This is a genomic window from Psychrobacter sp. DD43 (genome assembly GCF_904846555.1).
Lineage (GTDB): Bacteria > Pseudomonadota > Gammaproteobacteria > Pseudomonadales > Moraxellaceae > Psychrobacter > Psychrobacter cryohalolentis.
In genome coordinates this window covers 69775-92074 of record NZ_CAJHBE010000006.1, presented here as the reverse complement: position 1 = coordinate 92074, position 22300 = coordinate 69775, and the positions used below count along the sequence as shown (strand labels likewise).

The 22300-nt window shown below is 41.3% G+C and carries 17 protein-coding genes; 9 read left to right on the top strand and 8 right to left on the bottom strand.

Annotation, left to right across the window (positions count from 1 at the left end; genetic code table 11):
- Nucleotide 1: 1 nt before the first annotated feature.
- Nucleotides 2-247: a hypothetical protein gene (locus tag JMX89_RS04965; protein ID WP_227673011.1), complete on the bottom strand. Its 246-nt coding sequence runs from the start codon at nt 245-247 to the stop codon at nt 2-4.
- A 567-nt stretch (nt 248-814) separates the two neighbouring features.
- Here JMX89_RS04965 and dinB point away from each other — a divergent pair.
- From dinB to infA, 7 genes are all read left to right on the top strand, one after another.
- Complete coding sequence (gene dinB / locus JMX89_RS04960; RefSeq protein ID WP_201532058.1) at nt 815-1930, top strand: DNA polymerase IV; 1116 nt, start codon at nt 815-817, stop codon at nt 1928-1930.
- Nucleotides 1931-2106: 176 nt separating this feature from the next.
- Nucleotides 2107-3324, top strand: coding sequence for a tRNA preQ1(34) S-adenosylmethionine ribosyltransferase-isomerase QueA (queA, locus tag JMX89_RS04955; protein ID WP_201532059.1), 1218 nt, complete (start codon nt 2107-2109; stop codon nt 3322-3324).
- 120 nt (nt 3325-3444) lie between these two features.
- Entirely contained in the window at nt 3445-5244 is a 1800-nt protein-coding gene (locus JMX89_RS04950) for a peptigoglycan-binding protein LysM (protein WP_201532060.1), read from the top strand.
- Between the two features lie 51 nt (nt 5245-5295).
- Nucleotides 5296-6915, top strand: coding sequence for a FimV/HubP family polar landmark protein (locus tag JMX89_RS04945; protein WP_201532061.1), 1620 nt, complete (start codon nt 5296-5298; stop codon nt 6913-6915).
- A 141-nt stretch (nt 6916-7056) separates the two neighbouring features.
- A complete protein-coding gene (locus tag JMX89_RS04940) occupies nt 7057-8142 on the top strand; it encodes an asparaginase (protein ID WP_201532062.1) in 1086 nt (361 codons plus the stop codon).
- 33 nt (nt 8143-8175) lie between these two features.
- Nucleotides 8176-9018 carry a tRNA pseudouridine(38-40) synthase TruA gene (gene truA / locus JMX89_RS04935; protein ID WP_201532063.1) on the top strand — a complete coding sequence of 281 codons (843 nt, stop codon included), beginning with the start codon at nt 8176-8178 and terminating at the stop codon, nt 9016-9018.
- Between the two features lie 124 nt (nt 9019-9142).
- On the top strand, nt 9143-9364 hold the full coding sequence (gene infA / locus JMX89_RS04930) for a translation initiation factor IF-1 (RefSeq protein ID WP_010199824.1): 222 nt from the start codon (nt 9143-9145) through the stop codon (nt 9362-9364).
- Between the two features lie 183 nt (nt 9365-9547).
- Here the strand turns inward: infA and JMX89_RS04925 are convergent, their stop codons facing one another.
- From JMX89_RS04925 to leuC, 5 genes are all read right to left on the bottom strand, one after another.
- On the bottom strand, nt 9548-10723 hold the full coding sequence (locus JMX89_RS04925; protein ID WP_201532064.1) for a L,D-transpeptidase family protein: 1176 nt from the start codon (nt 10721-10723) through the stop codon (nt 9548-9550).
- Between the two features lie 448 nt (nt 10724-11171).
- A complete protein-coding gene (gene leuB, locus JMX89_RS04920; protein ID WP_201532065.1) occupies nt 11172-12275 on the bottom strand; it encodes a 3-isopropylmalate dehydrogenase in 1104 nt (367 codons plus the stop codon).
- Nucleotides 12276-12365: 90 nt separating this feature from the next.
- Complete coding sequence (locus tag JMX89_RS04915) at nt 12366-13112, bottom strand: hypothetical protein (RefSeq protein ID WP_201532066.1); 747 nt, start codon at nt 13110-13112, stop codon at nt 12366-12368.
- Between the two features lie 174 nt (nt 13113-13286).
- Complete coding sequence (gene leuD / locus JMX89_RS04910; protein WP_181210050.1) at nt 13287-13937, bottom strand: 3-isopropylmalate dehydratase small subunit; 651 nt, start codon at nt 13935-13937, stop codon at nt 13287-13289.
- Nucleotides 13938-13984: 47 nt separating this feature from the next.
- On the bottom strand, nt 13985-15403 hold the full coding sequence (leuC, locus tag JMX89_RS04905; RefSeq protein WP_201551032.1) for a 3-isopropylmalate dehydratase large subunit: 1419 nt from the start codon (nt 15401-15403) through the stop codon (nt 13985-13987).
- Nucleotides 15404-15724: 321 nt separating this feature from the next.
- Here leuC and JMX89_RS04900 point away from each other — a divergent pair, with 321 nt between their 5' ends.
- Entirely contained in the window at nt 15725-16597 is an 873-nt protein-coding gene (locus JMX89_RS04900; RefSeq protein WP_020443718.1) for a LysR family transcriptional regulator, read from the top strand.
- 535 nt (nt 16598-17132) lie between these two features.
- On the top strand, nt 17133-18632 hold the full coding sequence (gene putP, locus JMX89_RS04895; RefSeq protein WP_011513904.1) for a sodium/proline symporter PutP: 1500 nt from the start codon (nt 17133-17135) through the stop codon (nt 18630-18632).
- Nucleotides 18633-19057: 425 nt separating this feature from the next.
- Here putP and JMX89_RS04890 read toward each other — a convergent pair whose 3' ends face one another.
- A complete protein-coding gene (locus JMX89_RS04890) occupies nt 19058-20572 on the bottom strand; it encodes an outer membrane protein transport protein (RefSeq protein ID WP_201551030.1) in 1515 nt (504 codons plus the stop codon).
- A 367-nt stretch (nt 20573-20939) separates the two neighbouring features.
- The gene (locus JMX89_RS04885; RefSeq protein ID WP_201551028.1) at nt 20940-22172 is read right to left on the bottom strand and encodes an OmpP1/FadL family transporter; all 1233 of its coding nucleotides are present in this window, start codon (nt 22170-22172) and stop codon (nt 20940-20942) included.
- Nucleotides 22173-22300: the final 128 nt, after the last annotated feature.

The following is a 22300-nucleotide window of genomic DNA, read 5'->3' as shown; positions in this document are numbered from 1 at the left end:
TTCAAATATTCATATCATATTGTGTTGCAGCCACTGTTTTTATGGGTACTGCGAACAGCCAAGCCGTACCACAATTACAGTAAAAACAGCCATCTTTAAATTCGACAATATAAGCGGTAAAATCGTTACCACAATGATCCATCATCGCTTGTTCGTCACTGTCATCATCGACTGCGCACCATATTTGTTTGTCACCTCGTGCAAGCAATGCGCGTGTTAAATCGCTTCCTCTCAACTCATTATTCATACCCAGCTCCTTAACTTCTCTCACCATAGTTTGAGCTATTCGTCATGAAATATAGGGTTTTCTATACTGATATTTATTAATGATCTTTATCGTTGCTAAAGCGATGAGCTTAATATAAGCGATGCAAATCCATTTGCTACTCATCTGTACCCATCAAAAATTATGCCTATATTTAACGATGATTTACCTTTCTTGCTCTATTCTATAAACGCTTTGTATCCTAGCTGTCTTATTGTAACGCTATGCAAGCAAAAGTGTAACAACCAGATATAGTATTTCCGATGAATGGTCAAGATATGAATATGAACGGTCAGTACATTTAAAAATATTACTAAGTGGCATGCATATTTATCAGATTTGGCACCTTATAACCTAATAGTTCTTTGAATATTATCGATTAAATGAACGATGATGATGCGCTATCGATATTAAATTTTTAGAATAGTTTTCAGTAGTTGAAAACTCTAATGAAACTCTTGTTTTTTATCAATCTATGTAACACTTCTCAATTTTTGAGTGAGCATTAGAGACCAAAATCGGTGCGAAAAATCAGGTAAAATAGTTTTTATGACAATACATGTTACAACAACAAACACTAAACCTGACGTTAGCCAATCTGACCTTCGCAAAATCATTCATATCGACATGGATGCTTTTTATGCCAGTGTAGAACAGCGTGATTTTCCTGAGCTGCGTGGCAAGCCATTGGTGGTTGGCGGCGATCCCAACGGTCGCGGCGTGGTTGCTGCTGCCAGTTACGAAGTCCGTAAGTTTGGCGTGCGCTCCGCCATGTCATGCTATGAAGCCAGAAAGCGCTGTCCTGACGTGATATTTGTACCGCCGCGCTTTGATGTTTACCGTGCTGTTAGTGTTGAGATACGTCGTATCATGCACAGTCTGACGCCGCACGTTGAGCCGTTATCATTAGATGAAGCCTATTTGGATGTTACTGGATTGTCTGTCCATCAAGGCTCAGCCACATTAATGGCAAATTGGTTACGGGCGCAGATTTTAGGACAAACGGGTCTAAACGCCTCTGCCGGTGTCTCATTTAATAAAATGCTGGCGAAAATTGCCTCTGATATTAATAAACCTAATGGCACAGCGGTCATCACGCCAGCGGATGCTGATGCCTTTATCAGCACTTTGCCTATTGAACGCTTCCACGGTATTGGTAAGGCAACGGCCAAACGCCTGCATGCAATGGGTGTTAGTAACGGCGCTGACCTTCGGCGTACGCCAGCTGCCATACTAGTCAATGAGTTCGGTAAGCGTGGACAGTTTTATCATGATATCGCTCATGGACGTGATGAGCGTGCGGTCAAGTCTGAGCGTACACACAAATCGGTTGGCTCTGAGACTACGTTTAGAGAAAACTTAACGGATGATAATGAACTAAAAATACAAGTCTATGAACAAAATGCCGATGCCTTTAGTCAGCTGCACAAAAAACAGCTCATTGCCTATACTATTACTCTAAAGGTCAAATACTCAGATTTTACTCAAGTCACGCGCTCGCACACCTTATCGACGGCATTTGATAGCGCAGAATCCGCTCATTTTTGGTTAGATAAACTCTTTTTGGACATTCCGCGTACTCTTCCTATTCGATTGGTTGGTGTGACATTTTCCTCACTGACATCTGCAACGCAAGTCACGCCACAATTAAATTTATTTGAATGATTTTTCGCCTGAATTCTTTAGAGAGTTTTCCTAAATAAATATCTCAATTTTTTACTTAGGCTATTTTATTTATATTTAGAGGTAAATAAAAAAGTCCTGCTTAGTAAAACATTCTTTCATATCCTCATTTCTGCTACAATTGCTCTCAAAATTCCCACCTATCGAAAGACTTTCTTATGACTGATTCTGAACCTCAAACCTTAAATAATAACTCTGAAATTACTGCCAGTCATAATGACGATATTTTAAAGTATCTAAGTGTTGATGATTATGATTATGAACTGCCAGACCAGCTGATTGCCCGTTATCCATTGGCGCAGCGCTCCGCGTCAAAGCTACTTTATTTGCCTGCTAACAATGTTAATCGTCAGGTTGAAGTTGAAGATAAGCTGTTTTCTGAGTTGCCAGAATTACTTAATGCAGGCGACTTGATTGTTTTTAACGATACCAAGGTAATGAAAGCGCGCTTATTTGGTCAAAAAGATACCGGTGGAAAGATTGAAGTATTAATAGAGCGTTTGGTCGCTCTATCCGATTTAAATAGCGCGGATCTAGACACAATAACGTCAAATTCTGACATCATAGACATGACGGTGATTGCAAAAAAGCATATCGCTCTTTGTCATGTTAAAGCCAGTAAAGCGTTGAAGCTTGGACAAGGTCTTGTACTTGCTGATAGTCATATGACTGGTGTCATGATTGGACGCCAAGAGAACTTATTTATCTTGGCTTTTGATACGCCCATTTTGCCTGATTTAGAGCTATATGGTGAGCTGCCTATTCCACCCTATTTCGAACGCCATGCCGATGCGACCGACAATACTCGCTATCAGACTGTTTTTCATGACCCTGCTAAGCTTGCCAGCGTCGCTGCCCCGACAGCAAGCTTACATTTTGACAATATTGTATTAGAAAAGCTGGCGGCAAAAGGTATTCAAACCGCTTTTGTTACACTGCATGTCGGCGCAGGTACTTTTGCTCCGGTAAAAACAGAGAACCTGCTGAATCATACGATGCATAGCGAATATGCACACCTGCCTCAAGCCACTGCCGACCTTATCAATCAGACCCATGCCAATGGCAAGCAAGTCATTGCTATCGGGACTACTGTCACACGTGTCCTTGAAACGGCTTACCAACAAACCGCAGTCGATAGACAGCCACTCTCTGGCTGGGCAGGTGATACAGAGATTTTTATATATCCCGGTTTTGAGTTTGGCGTCGTGGATAAGCTACTGACCAACTTTCACTTGCCAAAGTCTACGTTGCTGATGCTAGTGTCCGCATTTGCGACAAAAAAATCTATCGAAGAAGCTTATCAACATGCCATCGAATCCGAGTATCGGTTTTTTAGTTATGGTGATGCCATGCTGCTTGATAAAAAAGTTGACTGATGTGTGTAAGTATTAAACATGCAATTGAACTATTGGTCACAACAGCAGTGGAATAAACTGGTAAACTAAACAGTATTTTGTTATAACAACACAGACAACTTTTACTCCAAAGGGCTGCATATGTCTTGTCATTTATCTTACCGCTTGACTAGCATACATCGCGCAGTATCGATGGCATTGTTTTATTCAATAAGTTATGCAGCCTTAATATCTAGCGCCCAAGCAGCGACTATCGGCAAAACAGTTGTTATTTCAGCTCAGCACGAACCTTTAGTTGCCAGTATTATGGTCACTGATATTGAAAACACTGACTTTTCAGCCAGTTTGGCAAATTCTGCCATTTATCAGCAAATGGGTCTAACCCCAACTGATTCCATGATCGTACGCTTTCATCCGACTTCAGCTACAAGTGGTCAAGTTTTTATTACCACCACCAAGCCTATGTCCAAACCCTTTGCCGATGTGGTTCTAGCAATTAATGATGGCAATCAGCGTAATGTTATCCCAAAAACATTACTGATGCCGCTTAATGATAGCTTGCCGATTGCGACTTCTAAAAATATCGTAACAGGCGCAAAAAAGCCTAATTTACCCGTGGTTTCTACAACTAACGCGCAGCCATTGACGGTTAGAAATGGTGCACCGCCACCTTTATTATCATCTGGTTCATCGAAACCTACACTAAAGGCTGCAACATTACCCGAGCGCAATGTTCAATCGCCTAATATACGAGTACCTGTTATTCAAACGCCAAGTATCCAAGCGTCAAGCTCACAAATACCAAGCGTTCAAGCAACGACTATACCCTCTGGCCTACCAACAGCAGTTGCAAAAACGACACAAAGCAATATCACAACCTATGCGCCTAGCCGTTTAGAAAATGGTCGATTAAATAATCCTATTGATATAAAAAACGATAGTGTCATGGCGGGCGCAAATAATAATACAGCTTTAACCGTCTCATCAAATAGTACGCTTTCTGCTACTAGCGAGATTGATAAACAGCTCGATATTTTAAACATACAAATTACTCGTCAGATACAGCCGAAGAGTCAAAGCAATACAGATATGATGGTTGCTAGTCCTATGGCGCTCAAAACCCTGACGCCGAATGAAGCAGCTTTCACCAATAAAAATAAAGCTATTATCCCAAATGATAGTAATAATATCGTCGCTACAGCCCCTCTCAATAATATTCCCCCTAACTCGAATGCCTGGCAGAAAGCAGTAACGCCTAAAACGTCGGCCGCAGCAAAAAACACTTCAAGCCAAGTATCAGATAAGTCAGCTAGTAGCGAGATCAATTATACCGTGCAGCGTAACGACAACTTGTGGGTGATTGCACAGCAAATCGCAGAGAAGAACAATATCGACGTTCAAACCGTTATGAAAGAAATTCAGACGCAAAATCCTGACGCTTTTATCAATAGAAACGCCAATCAATTAAAAGCAGATGCACAGTTGAGTTTACCTAATTATGATGCGCTACCTTCACAGCAAAAACTTGAAGCTGCTATCAGTGCTCAAAGGCAATATAGAAGCGCCAATACACCTGTCGCAAAAAAACCAACTGCATCAAATCCTGTGTCCAAAGGTGCCAATACGCAAGCAACAAAACATACTGAAAAGCCGGCGACCACTAAGACTCAATTTTTACCAAAGGCGCAGTTTTCTGTCCTTGCTCCTGGTCATGAAGGCAGCGCAGATGGCACTAAAACCAAAGCAGGCATGGCAACGGGTAACGGACTTAGCATGGAAGTGTTAGACCTGCTTAAATCATCAAGACAAAGTACCGCATCACAAGCTCAGCAGTTATCAAAAACTAGTGGTACGCTTGAGAGCTATACTCGCAAATTACAATTACAAAATCAAAAACTGGCTGAGCTGCAAGCTCGTCTCAAAAAATTACGCAATCAATAATTGCCTAACAGATCAATGCAAGCAGCTCTGATCGTAGGCGTGGGAGTAACTATGGACAATATGCTATATATCATCGCCGGATTGGTGGTTATTTTACTCGTTGCGGTCTTGGTCATGCGCAAAAACAAAGCGCAAAAGCCATCAGAGCATTTGAGTACAAATACTGGCAAAATTGAGCCCTTATCGAAGCATGCTGCTTCTAGAAGTACGCCTACTCAAACAGCTATCAATCATGAGAAAAAGTTTGATCATATTGAGATTGCTCAACGTTTTATGGACCAACAGCGCTATGATAAAGCGATTGAAACGCTCAATCGCGGCTTAAGCGAAAAGCCAAATGATAGCCAATTATCTCTCAAGCTCCTTGCGGTATATGCCACGATAGATGAGTCTGAGAATTTCAATAAAGTCTATGATGCTATCAAAGCAAATAATGATGACAAAAGTATCGCACAAGCTGATGAGTTAAAAGCTTTGCTAACTGAAGAACAAAACCAAGTCGATAAGCGAGCATTGTCAGCAGATAATAGTCAAAGCGCTGAATTTGAAAGTTTAGATTTTGATCTACCGACCAATAAAGCCAGCAGCAACAGTCCAATCCTTGATACTAATACGGTTCAAAATGTTGAATACAAAAACGACTTGTCAGAAGCAACGAGTGAAACCTTAACGGCTTCGAATGCTTTTGATGATAATAATTTCGATCATATTGAGCAAGCGTTTGATCTTAGTCTGAGTGATTTAGAAGATGGCACTAATAAACCTGTCCATACTAGTAATAACCCGGCACCTGTCACCACGCTTGATGTAGTAGATGAAGATATTTTTGCGCCTGCAACTGTGGTTATAGACACTGACAGCGACACTGATAATAGTCCTAGTACTGACAGCGATTTTGATTTTGAATTATCTGAGCACAGTCTTGCATCTACAGAGGCTCCCACCGATGACGCTACCGACGATAGTTTTAACAGCAGCTTAAATGAGCTATCATTAGAAGATGACTTTTTCTTAGATTTAAACAGTGATGACGATACCAATAACGTTATCAATAATGCACCTGCTACAACAGAGACAACTTATTTAGATGATGACCATCTGACCTTATCTTTACACAGTGATGATGTGTCGAATGAGACGCCAGAGCAAATAGAAATTCAGCATTCTATTGTCGAAGATAATTTTGAAGATTTTAGTTTCGAAGATATCAGTATTGAAGATGCAAATATTGAAGATATAAGCGCTGAAGAAATAGATATCATAAAAAATGAGTCCGACGCTTCTAGTACTGCCCCTACTACGTTGAGATTCGGTGATGATACGGTCATAGACGATGATTTTGACTTTGATTCTTTATCTTTATCAGAGTCTACAACAGCAAGCACACCAGTTGAAGTTGATAGCGAATATGCCAATACTCATCTCGACAATGCTATTGATATAGCTCCTGCAGCTGACACTAGCAGTACTGAAGATTTTTCGTCACGGTTCGCAGCAGATTTTGATTTTGTTAAATCCTTAGATAGCAATCAAGTCACGCTAGATTTAGCAGGTCAATACGTGCAACTTGGCGAATACGATAGTGCCAAACGCCTACTCAATGAAGTCATTGCTAAAGGCAATAGTGAACAGCAGCAGCAAGCACAACGATTGCTTGATCGCACTGCTTAAAATGACTGGTGTGATAGCGAGTATTCTAGCCACTTAGAATACTCGCTGCATTTATAATAATGGTGCTTTTTCTATCTCTTTTCTTTCAATAATTCTGCTCTATCGTCTATTCAATTTAAAACCAATACAGTGCACTCATCTATGACAAATACAATCCCTGCACCTATTCAACTTATTTATGCTGGCGGCACTTTCGGGAGTTATGGTCGTCCATTAGCGCCGCTATCAGCAGAGGTTTTTTTGCCAACTTTGCAGCAACTACTGGCAGAATTGGATAATGCGCTTAATCTATCGCCCATTGCTTGGCTTCACAATACTCTGATTAAAGACAGCAGTCAGTTTACACCCAGTGATTTTGTGCATTTTTACCAGCTTTTACTGTCGGCATATCAACAAGGCAGTAGACGTTTTGTGTTAATTACGGGCACGGATACACTCAGTTATTTGGGAGCGTTCTTAGCAGAAGCCTTTGCAGGTAGCGATATTTGTATTGTCGTTACCGGTAGTATGCGTCCGCTGCTAGATAGTGAGGAACTGCACTCTTATAAAGTAGATGCACAGAGTGATGCTTGGAACAACCTTACTGACTCGTTAAAGCTAGCAAGTGCAGGTGAATCGGGGGTGAAGATTGCCTTCGGCGGCGAATCATGGCCAGCGCAAACGGTGCAAAAAATACATAGCCACGACTTTATGGCATTTACTGGTCACTCTAGAGCGGCTTATCCTGCCAATAGTTATGTCAAAAGCTTACCAGATACTCGTCGGCAGCACTGGCTTGATGACCAACAAGATATTAGTGCTGACATTGCAGTTCGTGCCGAGCACGCTTACGTTCATGCGTTGTACTGCTTGCCCAATGCAATCGATGCATTAAACCAACAGCTGCGCGCCTTATTATCACAGCCGCCTTGTGGCATTATTTTATTAGGCTATGGCGCTGGCAACGTTCCTTATTCAGTAGAGTTAGTAGAAGCCTTGCAACTGGCTTATGAAAAAGGTCACATGGTAGTGTGCGCTAGCCAATCGCCGTTTGGTGGTGTAAGTGACACCTATGCTGCTGGCAGTTGGCAATACGATCATCAAGTGATTGCAGGTGGTCGTTTAACCATTCCAGCCATTTATTCACGCTTACTATGGTTGTTACTGCGCCACGACAGCCCAGCACGACGCCGACAACGCTGGTTAAATAACGTCCAGCAAACGGGCACCAATATCAAAAAACGTTAAACTATCACTCATAAACTCTGTATAAGTTCCAAAATGACCATGTCCCTAACTGAAAACAACGAAGCAAAGCGCCCAACTTATACTTTAGCCATTGCTATTGAATTTTTGGGCACTCACTATCATGGTTGGCAACGCCAAAGAGAGGTACTTGGCGTACAAGAAGCGTTAGAGACCGCCATTAGTACTGTTGCCAATGAACCAGTAGAAGTGATTGCTGCAGGGCGCACAGACTCAAGTGTTCATGCTGGCAATATGATTGCCCATTTTGTTACTCATGCTTATCGACCCTCGCACAATTGGCTGCGTGGTGTAAATAGTCTTTTGCCTGATGATATCGCTTTACGCTGGGTTCAGCCGATGCCTGCTGACTTTCATGCGCGTTTTGCCGCAATTGCTCGTCGTTATCGTTACATTACTCTCAATCAAACTCAGCGACCTGCCATCCTCAACCATCAAGTGACACATATTCACGAGTCGCTTGACCTAAAAGCCATGCAGCTTGCAGCATCTGATATCGTTGGTACACATGATTTTAGTAGCTACCGTGCTGCCGCTTGTCAATCTAATCAGCCCGTGCGCCATATTAGCCATGCCAATCTTTTTACTCATGGTCAGTTTATCGTCTTCGATATTCAAGCTGATGGATTTTTGCACCATATGGTGCGAAACCTGATGGGTACGTTATATGCGATCGGCAGACACGATTTAGAACCGGCTGACTTCTTAAATATTTTGGCTGAAAAAGATCGGACAATAGCACCACCAACTGCTTCAGGTGATGGCTTATATTTCATTAATGCCTATTATCCTGAGCATTTTCAAACCTTACTGCCCGATGCGCCGCTCACACCTATTTGGCTCAACCTTCCCGATTAAATCAATAGGATCTGGCATACATATCACTTACAGGCTGTCAAGTAAAAATCAGGTTCCGTATTGCTTTAATCTGCTAACTTACGTATAATATGGGCTTATTTTAAATTGATTGATGATACAAATTATGGCAAAAGACGAGATTATTGAATTTGAAGGCGAAGTCATTGACACCCTTCCAAATACTTTGTTTAAAGTTCGTTTAGAAAACGGACACGAAATTATTGCGCACATCTCAGGTAAGATGCGTAAGCATTACATCCGAATTTTGACTGGTGATAAAGTTAAGGTTGAGATGACACCTTATGATTTGTCTAAAGGTCGCATTACTTATCGTGGTAAAAACTAAATTCTTATCTACTAAGATAGTTATAAGAGCATATGTATAATGCTTGAGTGGTTTAACTGATAATAATAATGATACTGCTAACCTACTCATTATTGCCTATCATATTTTAGTAAGTTAATATGGTTTTTACCATAAAAAATACCGCTAGATATCAGCGGTATTTTTTTGTCTATAATTTAGCCGTTATTTAAATTCAACAGTTGCACCACTTTGTATCACGCCAAGTAATGCAAGCGCATCCCAATTGGTTAGACGTATACACCCCGCTGATGCCTGACGACTAATACGAGCAGGATCGGGCGAACCATGAATCCCATAAGACGGCTTACTGAGTCCAATCCATACCGAACCTACAGGGTTGTTAGGACCGGGTGGCAAAATAGACTTGCTACCGTTCTCTGCTGTATAAGTATAATTAGGCTCGTGTACCTTAACTGCAACTGTATGCGTACCTGTTGGTGATGGCGTCGCTGTACTTCCTACTGTGGTTGGATAGCTAGCAACCAAGATACCTTTATCATCATATGCATACAATGTTTCGGTAGTCTTATCAGCAACCACTCGACTAACAGGTTTGATATTAGGATTGCCTGGATTGTAGACAGTAATTGTTTCGCCTACTGCAAATTTAGCATTAGGATTGAGCGCCTTAAGATAATTTTCACTGATATGAAACTTTTCCGCCAAACCTTCAATGACAGTTTCATAGTACATCCCTTCAAGCTTGGCTTTGGCTTCTGCCCCTGCTGGAATAACCGTGGTTTTTATATTGATATCTGCATCAGTGAGCTGATAGTTGACCAATACCGGTTGTGCCATAAGCTTATCATTCTTGGTTAATGCCTGCCACGTCTCAGTATTTAATGTATCGGTCACTGCCAACCCATTTGCCATCTGAAAAGCCTGCATCGCCTTACGAGAGTTCTTTCCCCAATAGCCATCAACTGCACCAACACCGTTTTGATGCCAGTTTAATAGAGCTTGCAGCTTAGTAGTAGTATCACGGTTTCTCTTCATACCTTGTTTCCAAGTAGCACTATTTACCTTTTGCGCCTCCATTGGTAGATTTTCAGTGGTATATTTTATGGTCGGTAAAAACTTATTCAACGATACTGCTGTCTTACTTTTACCAGCAACTTTTTGACTTACGCCATTGGTTACTGGACTGACATCGTTATTATTACTAGTTACTTGATTTGTATTATTGGACTCTGTGCTCTTAGTGGCAGTACCTTTTGCACTTCCTTCGACCGTGTCATTTTTGACATCGCTCGTTACTGCAATACTTTGCCCCATAAATAAAATGGTCGATAGACCAAGCGCTGCGATTGCCGTGCTGATTTTGGTCAATTGATACATGTATTACTCCAATTTGTTAAGTTATATTTTTTATTACAAACAACTTATAAGTAATTATAAAATTATTACCATTAATGCCCAATTAGGATTATATAATTAGTTCAACATACCATATGTCCATGTCAAAAATCCTGTGACTAGTATAGGACTGATTTTACAATGTGGATTGAGCCAGTAGATATTGATTTATCTAAACCAGTTATAGATAAGCTATGGTGACATATTCCCATGTGAGCATATAACAGCATTGTGTTAATAAGCGCATTAGACTGCAGTATCTGTGTTAAAACAAACGCTTTTATGCAGCTTTCTGTTTAAAGACGTTAACCTTAGCGAACGCTTATCTTCTCTAAAAGCGAGCAATAAAAAAACCCATAACTTGCTTAGCAAATTATGGGTTCATTATTACAAATTTTCAAAAATTCAGATTAGGATAAAGTAATCTCTATTAAACCAATTTTGCCAATACGGCTTGTCCCATTTGCTGACAACCGACTTGTATAAGTCCAGCTTCGCTGCGATCCAAGATATCGACCGTACGTAAGCCATCATCAAGCACATTACTGACCGCTTGTTCAATCGCTTGCGCTGCTGCTTCTTGTTTAAAAGTATAACGTAACATCATAGCGACCGATAAAATGGTCGCTAGTGGATTGGCTATATCTTGTCCTGCGATATCAGGCGCTGAACCATGACAAGGCTCATACATGCCTTTGCCCGCTTCATCAAGGCTGGCTGATGGCAGCATGCCAATAGAACCCGTCAGCATCGCTGCTTCATCAGATAAGATATCACCAAACAGATTGCCAGTGACCATAACATCGAATTGTTTGGGGTCTTTAATCAGCTGCATGCAAGCATTGTCAGCATACATATGAGATAACGCCACATCGCTATATTCTGATTGCTGTAGTTCGATCATGGTCTGTTTCCAAAGCTCAGTAACTTCCAATACATTGGCTTTGTCGATAGAGCAGACTTTGGCAGCGGTTCCTGCTGCTTGCGCGCGTATTTGCGCCAATTCAAAAGCAACTTTGCCGATACGATTGATTTCGCTAGTGCTATACACCATGGTGTTATAGCCTTGCTGCTCACCATTTTCTAGTGTACGAATACCGCGCGGCTCACCAAAATAAATACCACCAGTCAGTTCACGCACGATAAGCAAGTCTAGACCTGAAATAATCTCAGGTTTAATGCTTGAAGCATTCACAAGCTGCGGATAAAGTTTGGCTACACGCAGATTGGCAAACAAACCAAGCTCACTACGGATTTTTAGCAAACCGCGCTCAGGACGTTTACTACGTTCGATACCATCCCACTTAGGACCACCAACTGCACCTAATAACACTGCATCTGCTGCGCGTGCACGTTGTAGCGTCTCTTCTGGCAAGGGTTCACCTGTTGCATCAACTGCCACACCGCCGATCAATCCAGACTCAAGGGTCAAACCTAACGCAAACTTATCATTGACAGCGTTCAGCACATCAATGGCCTGAGTCATGATTTCAGGGCCAATACCATCGCCCGCTAATGTTAAAATCGTTGCCATACTGGTCCTTGAGGTTGAGTAAATTTATATTTCTATGACTTATTTTATACTTGCTTTTGTTTGTAGCTAATAACGACAGGCTTTTAATAATTATACTTTGGCTTTTACCTTTACTTTTGATGGCACTGATGCCGCCTTAACGATACTGGCTTCTACAAACTCTCCTTGATGCTCAGTGCCAATCTGCTTGCAAAAGCGGCGCTGCACGGTATTGCCTTGATAAAGCTCAACACATAAAGGCTCTGGCGATGCTGTATCTAACAAGCTACCGGAGCTCTGGCCAGACTTTTTTTGATAAGCACGCAGCTGATAAGTGCCGGGGCCAGCAAAGTCATGAATCATAGCAAAACGCTCGACATAACCTAGATTATTTTCTGGATAAAAATTAACGTGCACTTCACGTTTAGCGGGTTTGACCCGAGCATAATAGTTAATAAGATTTGGCATAGCAGACGCTGATAATGGCACAATCTTAATGGCATTATTATGAATAAGCGGCGTCATATCCATCGTCATAGCAGCTTGAGAATGCTTACTTCCTGTACGAGTTTTATTGTTTTGGCTCACAGCATTCATCGCAACCACCATGGTGGCATTCACAGGTTTATGATTTTCAGGCGATATCACCATCGTGCGATCTATCTTTACAATCTCACAGTGGTAGGTGCCGACACAGGCAATATTTACCTCGCCAGCAATGGGCTTAATAGTACCCGTCCATACCTTTGCGCTTTCTGCTTTATCTATCTGTTGATAGCCTGTCAATGCCTGACAACCAGATAATAAGGTTATGGCAATAGCTGTACTTGTCCATACCGCAAAACGTATTTTATTCATAATGGTGGCTACTATTTATCAGATGGAAATATATAATATAAGAATAGATTACCGTTCATTTTAGCCACTTAGTCGCCATAACTCAACGCTGTATTAGCGCTAAGCTCGTTTTTATGGCGATTCATATTCGTTATTAATCGTTTGCCATTAGCGGTTTTATTTCATGCTTAAACACTAGGCTCTGACTTCATTAAATATCCAAGGCGTTTTTTGCATCATTTTTTGCTCGTATTCTTTAATAGCATCGCTTTGCTGCAACGTCAGTCCAATATCATCAAGACCATTTAATAGGCAATGCTTACGGAAGTCATCGACTTCAAACGCATACTCTTCGCCAGTTGGGGTGATGACCACCTGACGCTCAAGATCTGCAGTCAATTCATAGCCTTCGTTGGCAAACGTGGCTTTCATTAGGCTATCAACGATTTCTTCATCCAATACAATCGGTAGCATGCCATTTTTAAAACAGTTGTTATAAAAAATATCGGCAAAGCTTGGTGCAATGACTGTACGAAAGCCATACTCTGAAAGCGCCCAAGGCGCGTGTTCACGGCTAGAGCCACAGCCAAAGTTACGGCGCGCTAGCAAGATAGTAGCACCTTGATAGCGTGGTTTATTTAAAATAAAGTCAGGATTGATAACACGTGTGCTATTGTCTTGTCCTGGATACCCTTCATCCAGATAACGCCAGTCATCAAATAAATTGACGCCGAAACCGGTACGCTTAATAGACTTTAAAAACTGTTTGGCGATAATCTGGTCGGTATCAACGTTTGCGCGATCAAGTGGGCAAACGATACCTTTTTGGGTGTTATAAGCTTGCATGGTATTTCCTATCGATATTGTGCTTATTATTAAATGACGCGTAATAACTAAAAAGTTCGCACATCCACAAAGTGACCTGCCAATGCTGCTGCCGCTGCCATTGCTGGGCTGACCAAATGCGTACGACCACCATTGCCTTGACGACCTTCAAAGTTACGATTGGATGTCGAAGCACAATGCTCTTGTGGCTCAAGCTTATCAGCATTCATCGCAAGGCACATCGAGCAGCCCGGCTCACGCCATTCAAAGCCTGCATCCGTAAACAAAGCATCTAGGCCTTCTGCTTCTGCCTGCAACTTCACTTGACCAGAACCAGCAACGACGATGGCTTCTTTGATAGTATGAGCCACTTTACGACCTTTGATCACGGCGGCGGCATCACGCAAATCCTCAATACGCGAGTTGGTACAAGAGCCAATAAAGATACGATCAAGTTGAATATCGGTAATTTTTTGACCCGCCTCCAAACCCATATAGGTATAAGCACGCAACCATCCTTCTTCTTGTGCTTCATCAATCGCTTGATCAGGCGTTGGCACTGACTGTGTGATATCAACCACCATCTCAGGCGAGGTACCCCAAGATACTTGCGGTGCAATTTGGCTACCATCAATCTCAATCACGCTATCAAACACAGCGTCATCATCTGAGTAAAAAGTACGCCAGTAAGCTTCTGCTTGCTGCCATTGTGACTCGTTCGGCGCATATGGACGACCTTTAACATAGTCAATCGTCGTATCATCGACTGCAACCATACCCACGCGTGCGCCCGCTTCAATCGCCATATTACAGACGGTCATACGACCTTCCATGCTCATGTCTTCAAATACTTGACCAGCAAATTCAATCGCATGCCCTGTTCCGCCAGCAGTACCGATTTTTGCAATGATAGCAAGCACCACATCTTTTGAGGTTACGCCAGCGCCAAGCTCACCGGTGACGCGGATTTGCATATTCTTTGATTTCTTTTGAATCAAACACTGGGTTGCCAATACGTGCTCAACCTCAGAGGTGCCTATACCATGCGCCAAACAGCCCAGTGCTCCGTGCGTGGCAGTATGCGAGTCGCCGCAAACGACCGTCATACCAGGCAATACTAAGCCTTGCTCAGGACCGACGACATGCAAGATCCCTTGACGAGCATCATTAATCGTAAACTCAGCGATATCAAATTTGGCACAGTTATCATCTAACGTCAGTACTTGTAAGCGCGAGACCTTATCCTTGATACCTGCCACACCTTCTGAGCGCTCTTTGGTGACTGTCGGTACGTTATGGTCAGGGCTTGCAATATTAGCCGACAGACGCCACGGCGCTCTATTAGCCAATTCCAAACCCTCAAACGCTTGCGGACTTGTCACTTCATGTAGCAAATGGCGGTCGATATAAATCAGGCTCGAACCATCATCACGCTTGGTGACTTCGTGAGCATTCCAAAGTTTGTCATATAACGTTTGACCGGCCATATTGCTATCCTTTTTAGTGGCTAATGACTTTATTCTCATTTACTAAAACCCTAGTACTAGGACCATAGTGTGCTAGGTTTTTATCTGTTACTTACTAATGGTTGCGATAATTGATGCCTAAAATAAGATTTATGGCGCAGATTATCAAGTAAATACAATAAATATGTCTAAAATACGTTTCGATGTCTTGTGATTATAGCAGGCTAATCCTATAATAATAATTGATGATTCTTTCATAGTTGCAAACTTTTATTTCTAATACATTATGATTGGGTCAGCCAACTTTTATTTATAGCTCGTTATGTAGCTAAGGACATCGGTGTGAATACCACAAATTTGACGACATTCGTGACTGTGATGAATACAGGTAGTATTTCGGGTGCAGCAGAAAAGCTTTTTATTACTCAGCCTGCGGTCAGTAAACGCATCAAAAACTTAGAAGATGAGTTTAATATCACTTTATTTGATACGGTGGGTCGTGGTATTGTTCCAACTCAAGCAGCCAGTGAGATGTTACCTCATGCCAAACGATGGCTTGAAGACTACGAAAACTTTAAAATCAATCTACAGCACTCTAAGCATATTGTATCCGGCAAACTTGTCATTGGTACTAGCCATCATATAGGCTTACACCATCTCGCCCCTGTTCTTAAGCATTTTATCCAAGCGTATCCTGCCGTACAGCTAGAGGTACATTTCGTCGATTCAGAAACCGCACATAAAGCGGTACTTGATGGTGACTTGTCTCTAGCATTTTTGACCCTGCCACCCGTTTATGACAAGCGTTTAACCTATCATACCCTGTGGTCAGATCCACTTTACTTTATGACTGGTACCTTATCACCTTTGGCCAGTAAGTCTAATGTGACACTAGAGCAATTGGCACGTTACCCTGCTATCTTGCCATCTGCCAATACCTTTACCAGTCAAATTACCTTGGCTGAATTTGCCAAACACAATCTAAAGCCTTATGCCACCATGAGCACCAACCCACTTGAATCTATTCGGATGCTGGTGTCTGTAGGACTTGGTTGGTCAGTATTGCCGCAAACGATGATTAGCCAAGACTTAGAGCGTATTGATATGGCAGATAATATCGAATTACAGCGTCATTTAGGCGTGGTAATCAACCCGAAACTGACCCAATCAAACAGTGTAACTGCACTATTAGATTTGCTAGCACCCATTGAATAAGGTGCTATTGAATAACAGATCATTCAATAAAAACTCCTAGTCTGGTGTGGTTGGATAGCTAAGATAAAATAACTTTCTAAAATATTACTTGCTGAAAGATACTGAGTTAGCATTTATGACGCTCATACGTTATAATGCCTCTGACGTTTTTTATAACATAATTTTACCCAACTGGCACTGATAATCATATATTGAACATCTCTAGTAATATATGATAGTAAACAGTAGGTTTAATGGTTTTAAATGATTGGTTATATAAGCGATTAATATTTGGCAAGTAGTAAAGAGATGATGGCATTTAACATAGCAACACATAAGTATATTTGCCCTTTTCTATACACATTGTTTGATAAGTATTGGTCCTAAAACAGCATCAATCATATAAAACTAACAGAAGATATTGAATAAAAGCCATTATGTCCTACTTAATGGCTTTTTTTGTCTTTAGATATTGTTTCTAAACATCGTCTTGCAAGACTTAATTTTTCTCGTTAAAAATAATGACAGCCAACAACGTTGGTTAAGGACTATTTATATGAACGGAGTTTCTAGTGGCGTGCTGATATCACTTGGCGCCTATTTCTTAGTGATGATCGGGATTGGGGTTTATGCTTATTTTAAGCAAGCTAATGATACCGAAGGCTATATGCTTGGTGGTCGTAGTCTCGGTCCTGCGGTAACCGCTTTATCCGCTGGCGCATCAGACATGTCCGGTTGGTTATTACTTGGTTTACCGGGTTATATGTATGCCGATGGCGTCGTGAGTATCTGGATTGCCCTCGGTTTGACATTGGGTGCATTTTTAAACTATATCATCGTGGCACCGCGCTTACGCGTTTACACTGAGATTGCAGATAATGCCATCACATTACCTGACTACTTTGCAAATCGATTCGAAGATAAGTCGCATATGCTGCGTGTTATCTCAGCAGTTGTAATTATTTTATTCTTTACTGTTTATACAGCAGCTAGCTTAGTTGGTGGTGGTAAACTGTTTGAAAGCTCACTCAACTTATCTTATACCACAGGTTTGTGGGTGACTGCTGGTGTGGTTGTCGCCTATACTCTATTTGGCGGCTTTTTAGCAGTGTCAATGACTGACTTTGTACAGGGCATTATCATGCTATTTGCGATGGTTATCGTACCTGTTGTAGCCTTTACTGATCTTGGCGGAATTTCAGCCACAACTGAGGCGGTCAGGAACATCGATCCAAGCTTACTTAATGTCACCAGTGGTATGACGATCCTTGGTATTGTCTCGTTAATGGCTTGGGGTTTGGGGTACTTTGGGCAGCCGCATATTATTGTACGCTTTATGGCTATTCGCTCAGTCAAAGATATACCAACGGCACGTAACATTGGTATGAGCTGGATGATTGTGAGTCTAATCGGTGCATTAATGACTGGTTTTGCAGGTCGTGCTTATGTACAGAAAACAGCAATGACTTTAGATGATCCTGAAACTATCTTCTTAGTATTCACCCAGTTCTTATTCACGCCATTAGTTTCAGGCTTCTTGTTAGCCGCTATTTTAGCCGCGATCATGAGTACAATCTCATCACAGCTATTGGTCGTATCAAGCTCACTAACCAAAGATGTGTACAAGCTGTTTTTTGATAGAGATGCACCAGAAGCCCGCCAAGTAATGGTCGGTCGTCTTTCAGTTATCGTGGTCGCCGTCGTTGCTATTTTGCTGGCTTCTAATCCTGAAAGCTCTGTATTAAGTTTGGTCTCTAACGCTTGGGCAGGATTTGGTGCGGCATTTGGACCGTTGGTTATTTTCAGTCTTATCTGGCGCGGTATGAACCGAAACGGTGCGGTTGCTGGTATGGTCGTTGGTGCATTAACTGTCATCTTATGGATCTATGGTCCTTTCCAGATGAATGGTATGGCACTAAATAGCTGGTTATACGCTATCGTTCCAGGCTTTATCTTAAGTACTATTGCCATCTTTGCTGTAAGTATTATGACAGGTGGTCCAAAAGCCTCAGTCTCAGCGAAGTTTAAAGAAATGGAAATGAACTTAGATCAATAAACACTTTTTAATTACTGCTGTTAAATTAGAAAACCTCGCTACTGTTATAGTAACGAGGTTTTTTATTGTCTGATTAAATATCATTGGGTTATTTCAATGCTAACTGCCTCTATATCATCAATTTGCGTGATAAAAGGGCTGTTAGCAACCCTCTACGTCTATTATTCTGACAGTTACTACTTATTTATTTTTAAATAGATGCAGTATCACTAGGCTACTTCTTGCAAATCTCTATATTACCTAATAATAGCAAGTAGTAAATCTTTATATAAATAGCATTCAAATATCAATATTAACGTACCGTTTCTATCTATTTCTATAGCTATAGAAATAGCTATTAGGTTTTTCCTCGATTCATATATATAAGAAAGCGACCCTTAATGGATCGCTTTCTTATGTCTAACTCAGTTGTCTATAATAACTTTTTACTTTCCTTGATAAGAAAGCTTCATACCAAGAATGTAACCATCATTATCTTGGAAATCACCAACTATTTGTTTGGTTGGTAATTGACCTTTGGCATCACCGAACCATAAGTATTTACCACCGGCTGATACCGCCCATTCAGGAGTAACATTGTATTTAGCACCTAAACCAACACTGTAGTAGCCATCGACAGGACCTAGTGACGTTGTTGGATCACCAGCACCGCTATCCCAACCAACCGTACCACTAACCGCTAAAGCTGGCGCTAAACGCTTGGCAATACCAAGCTCTACTTGCCATTGATCTTCGTCATACTCTACTAAGGCTAAGCCATCAGGACCATATGCAGGGTTGTTTTTGCTTACTTCATTATACAAAGGTGGAGTAATTTTGAAGTCGCCCCATGGCACCCAACGTACTTTTGCAGTGGCTAAAGTTGTTGGATTAACACCTGTTTGAAAATCGAAGTTTACCGATTTTGGAGTAGTGATTTCCATAGTATTGGTTTGAGTTGCAGCAGCCGGATTACCCGCTAATAGACCTGCTAATGGATATGTTTCAGAAATATTCATATCATGGTCAATCTCTGAACGGTAAGTAAGTGCCGCTTTTAAAGCAATTTCAGGTTTACTATAGGAAGCGCCTACTATATAACCATAGTCCTGATCTGGACTGATATGTGAAGTATAACCAGTAGAAGGTCCATAAGCGCTACCGCGTAATTTTACATCAGCCTGAACGCGCTGAGCGACTGGGCCGCCATAGATTTGAAAGTTTTTAGTGGCGCCAAGTTTCATGCCCATGATAGCTGTAATACTCTCAGAACGAACTTCAACATTCGTGCCTTCAGTATTGGCAAGTTGACCAGCAGCGTAACCATTTAAACCCACTAAAGGAGCTAATTGTGCCTCACCAGCAGCAACTTGCGCTTTACCAGCATTGATTTGAGGACGTAAAACGGGTTCAAGGGCTGGGTTTGCTGCAATTGCTGCTTCACCTTGCCTGATTTGTTGTCTTCCTGCTTCCAACTGTTGCTGCACACCTTTAACATACGTGTCGAGTCCTGCAGCGCTAGTAATCGTTTGCCCTGGAACTTTGCCATTTAGCTGTTGTGCAATAAGACCATCTATTGCTGCAGTTGGCGCACCAGTAAAGTTATTATCTCCAGTATAAGCAGCAGCAGCACCAAATGGCTCATCATATAAGATACCGACACTAAAAGTATCGTTAACATCTGCTTTTACACCATAGCGGAAGAAGTCATAAGATTCAGCGATATCACCTGTACTATTACCTTGAATATAGCCTGCATCATCACTAGCAACACGTCTGTTATCAAAGCCACTAACGTCTGCGTCAATATAGGTATAGACTGCTTCAGCGTAGGTGCCATCTTGTAGGAATGCTGTGATATCTTGACCTGAGCGATCAAGACCTGCAGCGTTAGACATACTGGCTATAGAAAGAGTAGCTATCGCTACAGCAAGAGTTTTTAAATGAAAAGTAGCGCGCATTGGGTATCTCCAAACATCCTAGTTGTTAAATCATTTTCATAACTCATATTCAGCATTGTTGCTTAAAATATAAACTTATGTAAACGACGTCCTGAATGAATAGTAATCACTTTTTGACACTAAAACAACACTTAAAACACTTTATTTCTTAATAATGACTCTTCAGTACATTTATCTAGACCTAAAGCAAACGAACAAAAATACAAAACAAATATTCATAAAGTAACTCATAAATTGTAATTTTAGCAAACTTAAATCTAATAGTTAGCAATTCTAAATTTTTAATTTAAGACATAAAAAAACGACCCATTAAGGATCGCTTTTAAAATTGTTAAAATAGTATTATTTACAGTAAAGGCAGTAGCGCTTAGTTGAAGTTTTGCTTGGCTTGATAAGATAATTTTACACCAAGAGCAAAGCCATCATTGTCTTCAAAGTTACTTACTACAGTTTTACTAGGTATCTGACCTTGGGCATCACCAAACCACAGGTATTTACCACCGGCAGAAATAGCCCAGTTTTCAGTCAGGTTATACTTTGCACCAAGACCAGCGCTATAGTAACCTTCAATAGGACCTAGTGACGTAACTGGATTGCCAGCACCACTGTCCCAGCCAACCGTACCGGTCACTGCTAATACTGGCGTTAGACGTTTAGCAAGACCTAATTCAACCTGCCACTGGTCTTTATCATAGCTAACCAAATCTAAACCTTCAGGAGGAATACCAGGCTGACCTGCTAATTTTTGGCTAGTCTCATTGTATAATGATGGTGTAATCGCAAAATCACTCCATGGTACCCAGCGTACTTTTGCTGTAGCTAGCATCGTAGGATTAATACCCGTTTGGAAATCAAAATTCACTGATTCAGGGGTAGTAATCTCAATATTATCGATTCTATTTGGCGAAAGACCAACTCTCTGAGCAAAAGGATAGATTTCTGCAGCCTGTGTATTATGCTCAATTTCTGAACGATACGTTAGAGCAGCTTGTAAGGCAATTTCAGGCTTACTATAAGCGACACCAGCTAACCAGCCATAGTCCTGATCAGCACTGATATTGGTAGTATAACCATTAGCGATACTATAAGCAGTTCCACGCAATTTCACATTGGCTTTCACACGTTGAGCTACTGGACCACCATATATCTGGAAGTTCTTATTTTCGCCAAGTTTTGCGCCAACAATGCCAGTGATGCTTTCAGTACGAACTTCAACATTGGTACCTTCACCATTTCTAGGTGAAAGAGGATTTTGATCTACAAAGTCATTCTTACCACTATAGTCAGCTGCTGCACCAAAAGGCTCGTCATATAAAACACCAACACTAAAAGTGTCGTTGATATCCGCTTTTACACCATAACGAAAAAAGTCATAAGACTCAGCAATATCATCAATCTCTTTACCTGACGAATCTTTACCAGTGACATCGCCATCAATATAGGTATAAACCGCTTCAGCATATACACCATTTTGTAAAAACGCCGTGATATCTTGACCTGAACGATCAAGACCTGCAGCATTCGCAACACTAGCAACACTAGCAATAGAAAGAGTAGCAATAGCTACCGTGAGGGTTTTAAGATTAAAATTTGCGCCCATTGTGTATCTCCAAACATCCACGTTGTTTACCGCTATCCCGAACTTTGTTAGGTAGACGGTACTTAAGGGGAAGGATACTAATGTTTTTAATACACTAAAACAACATTATTTCTCTAATATGACTGGAT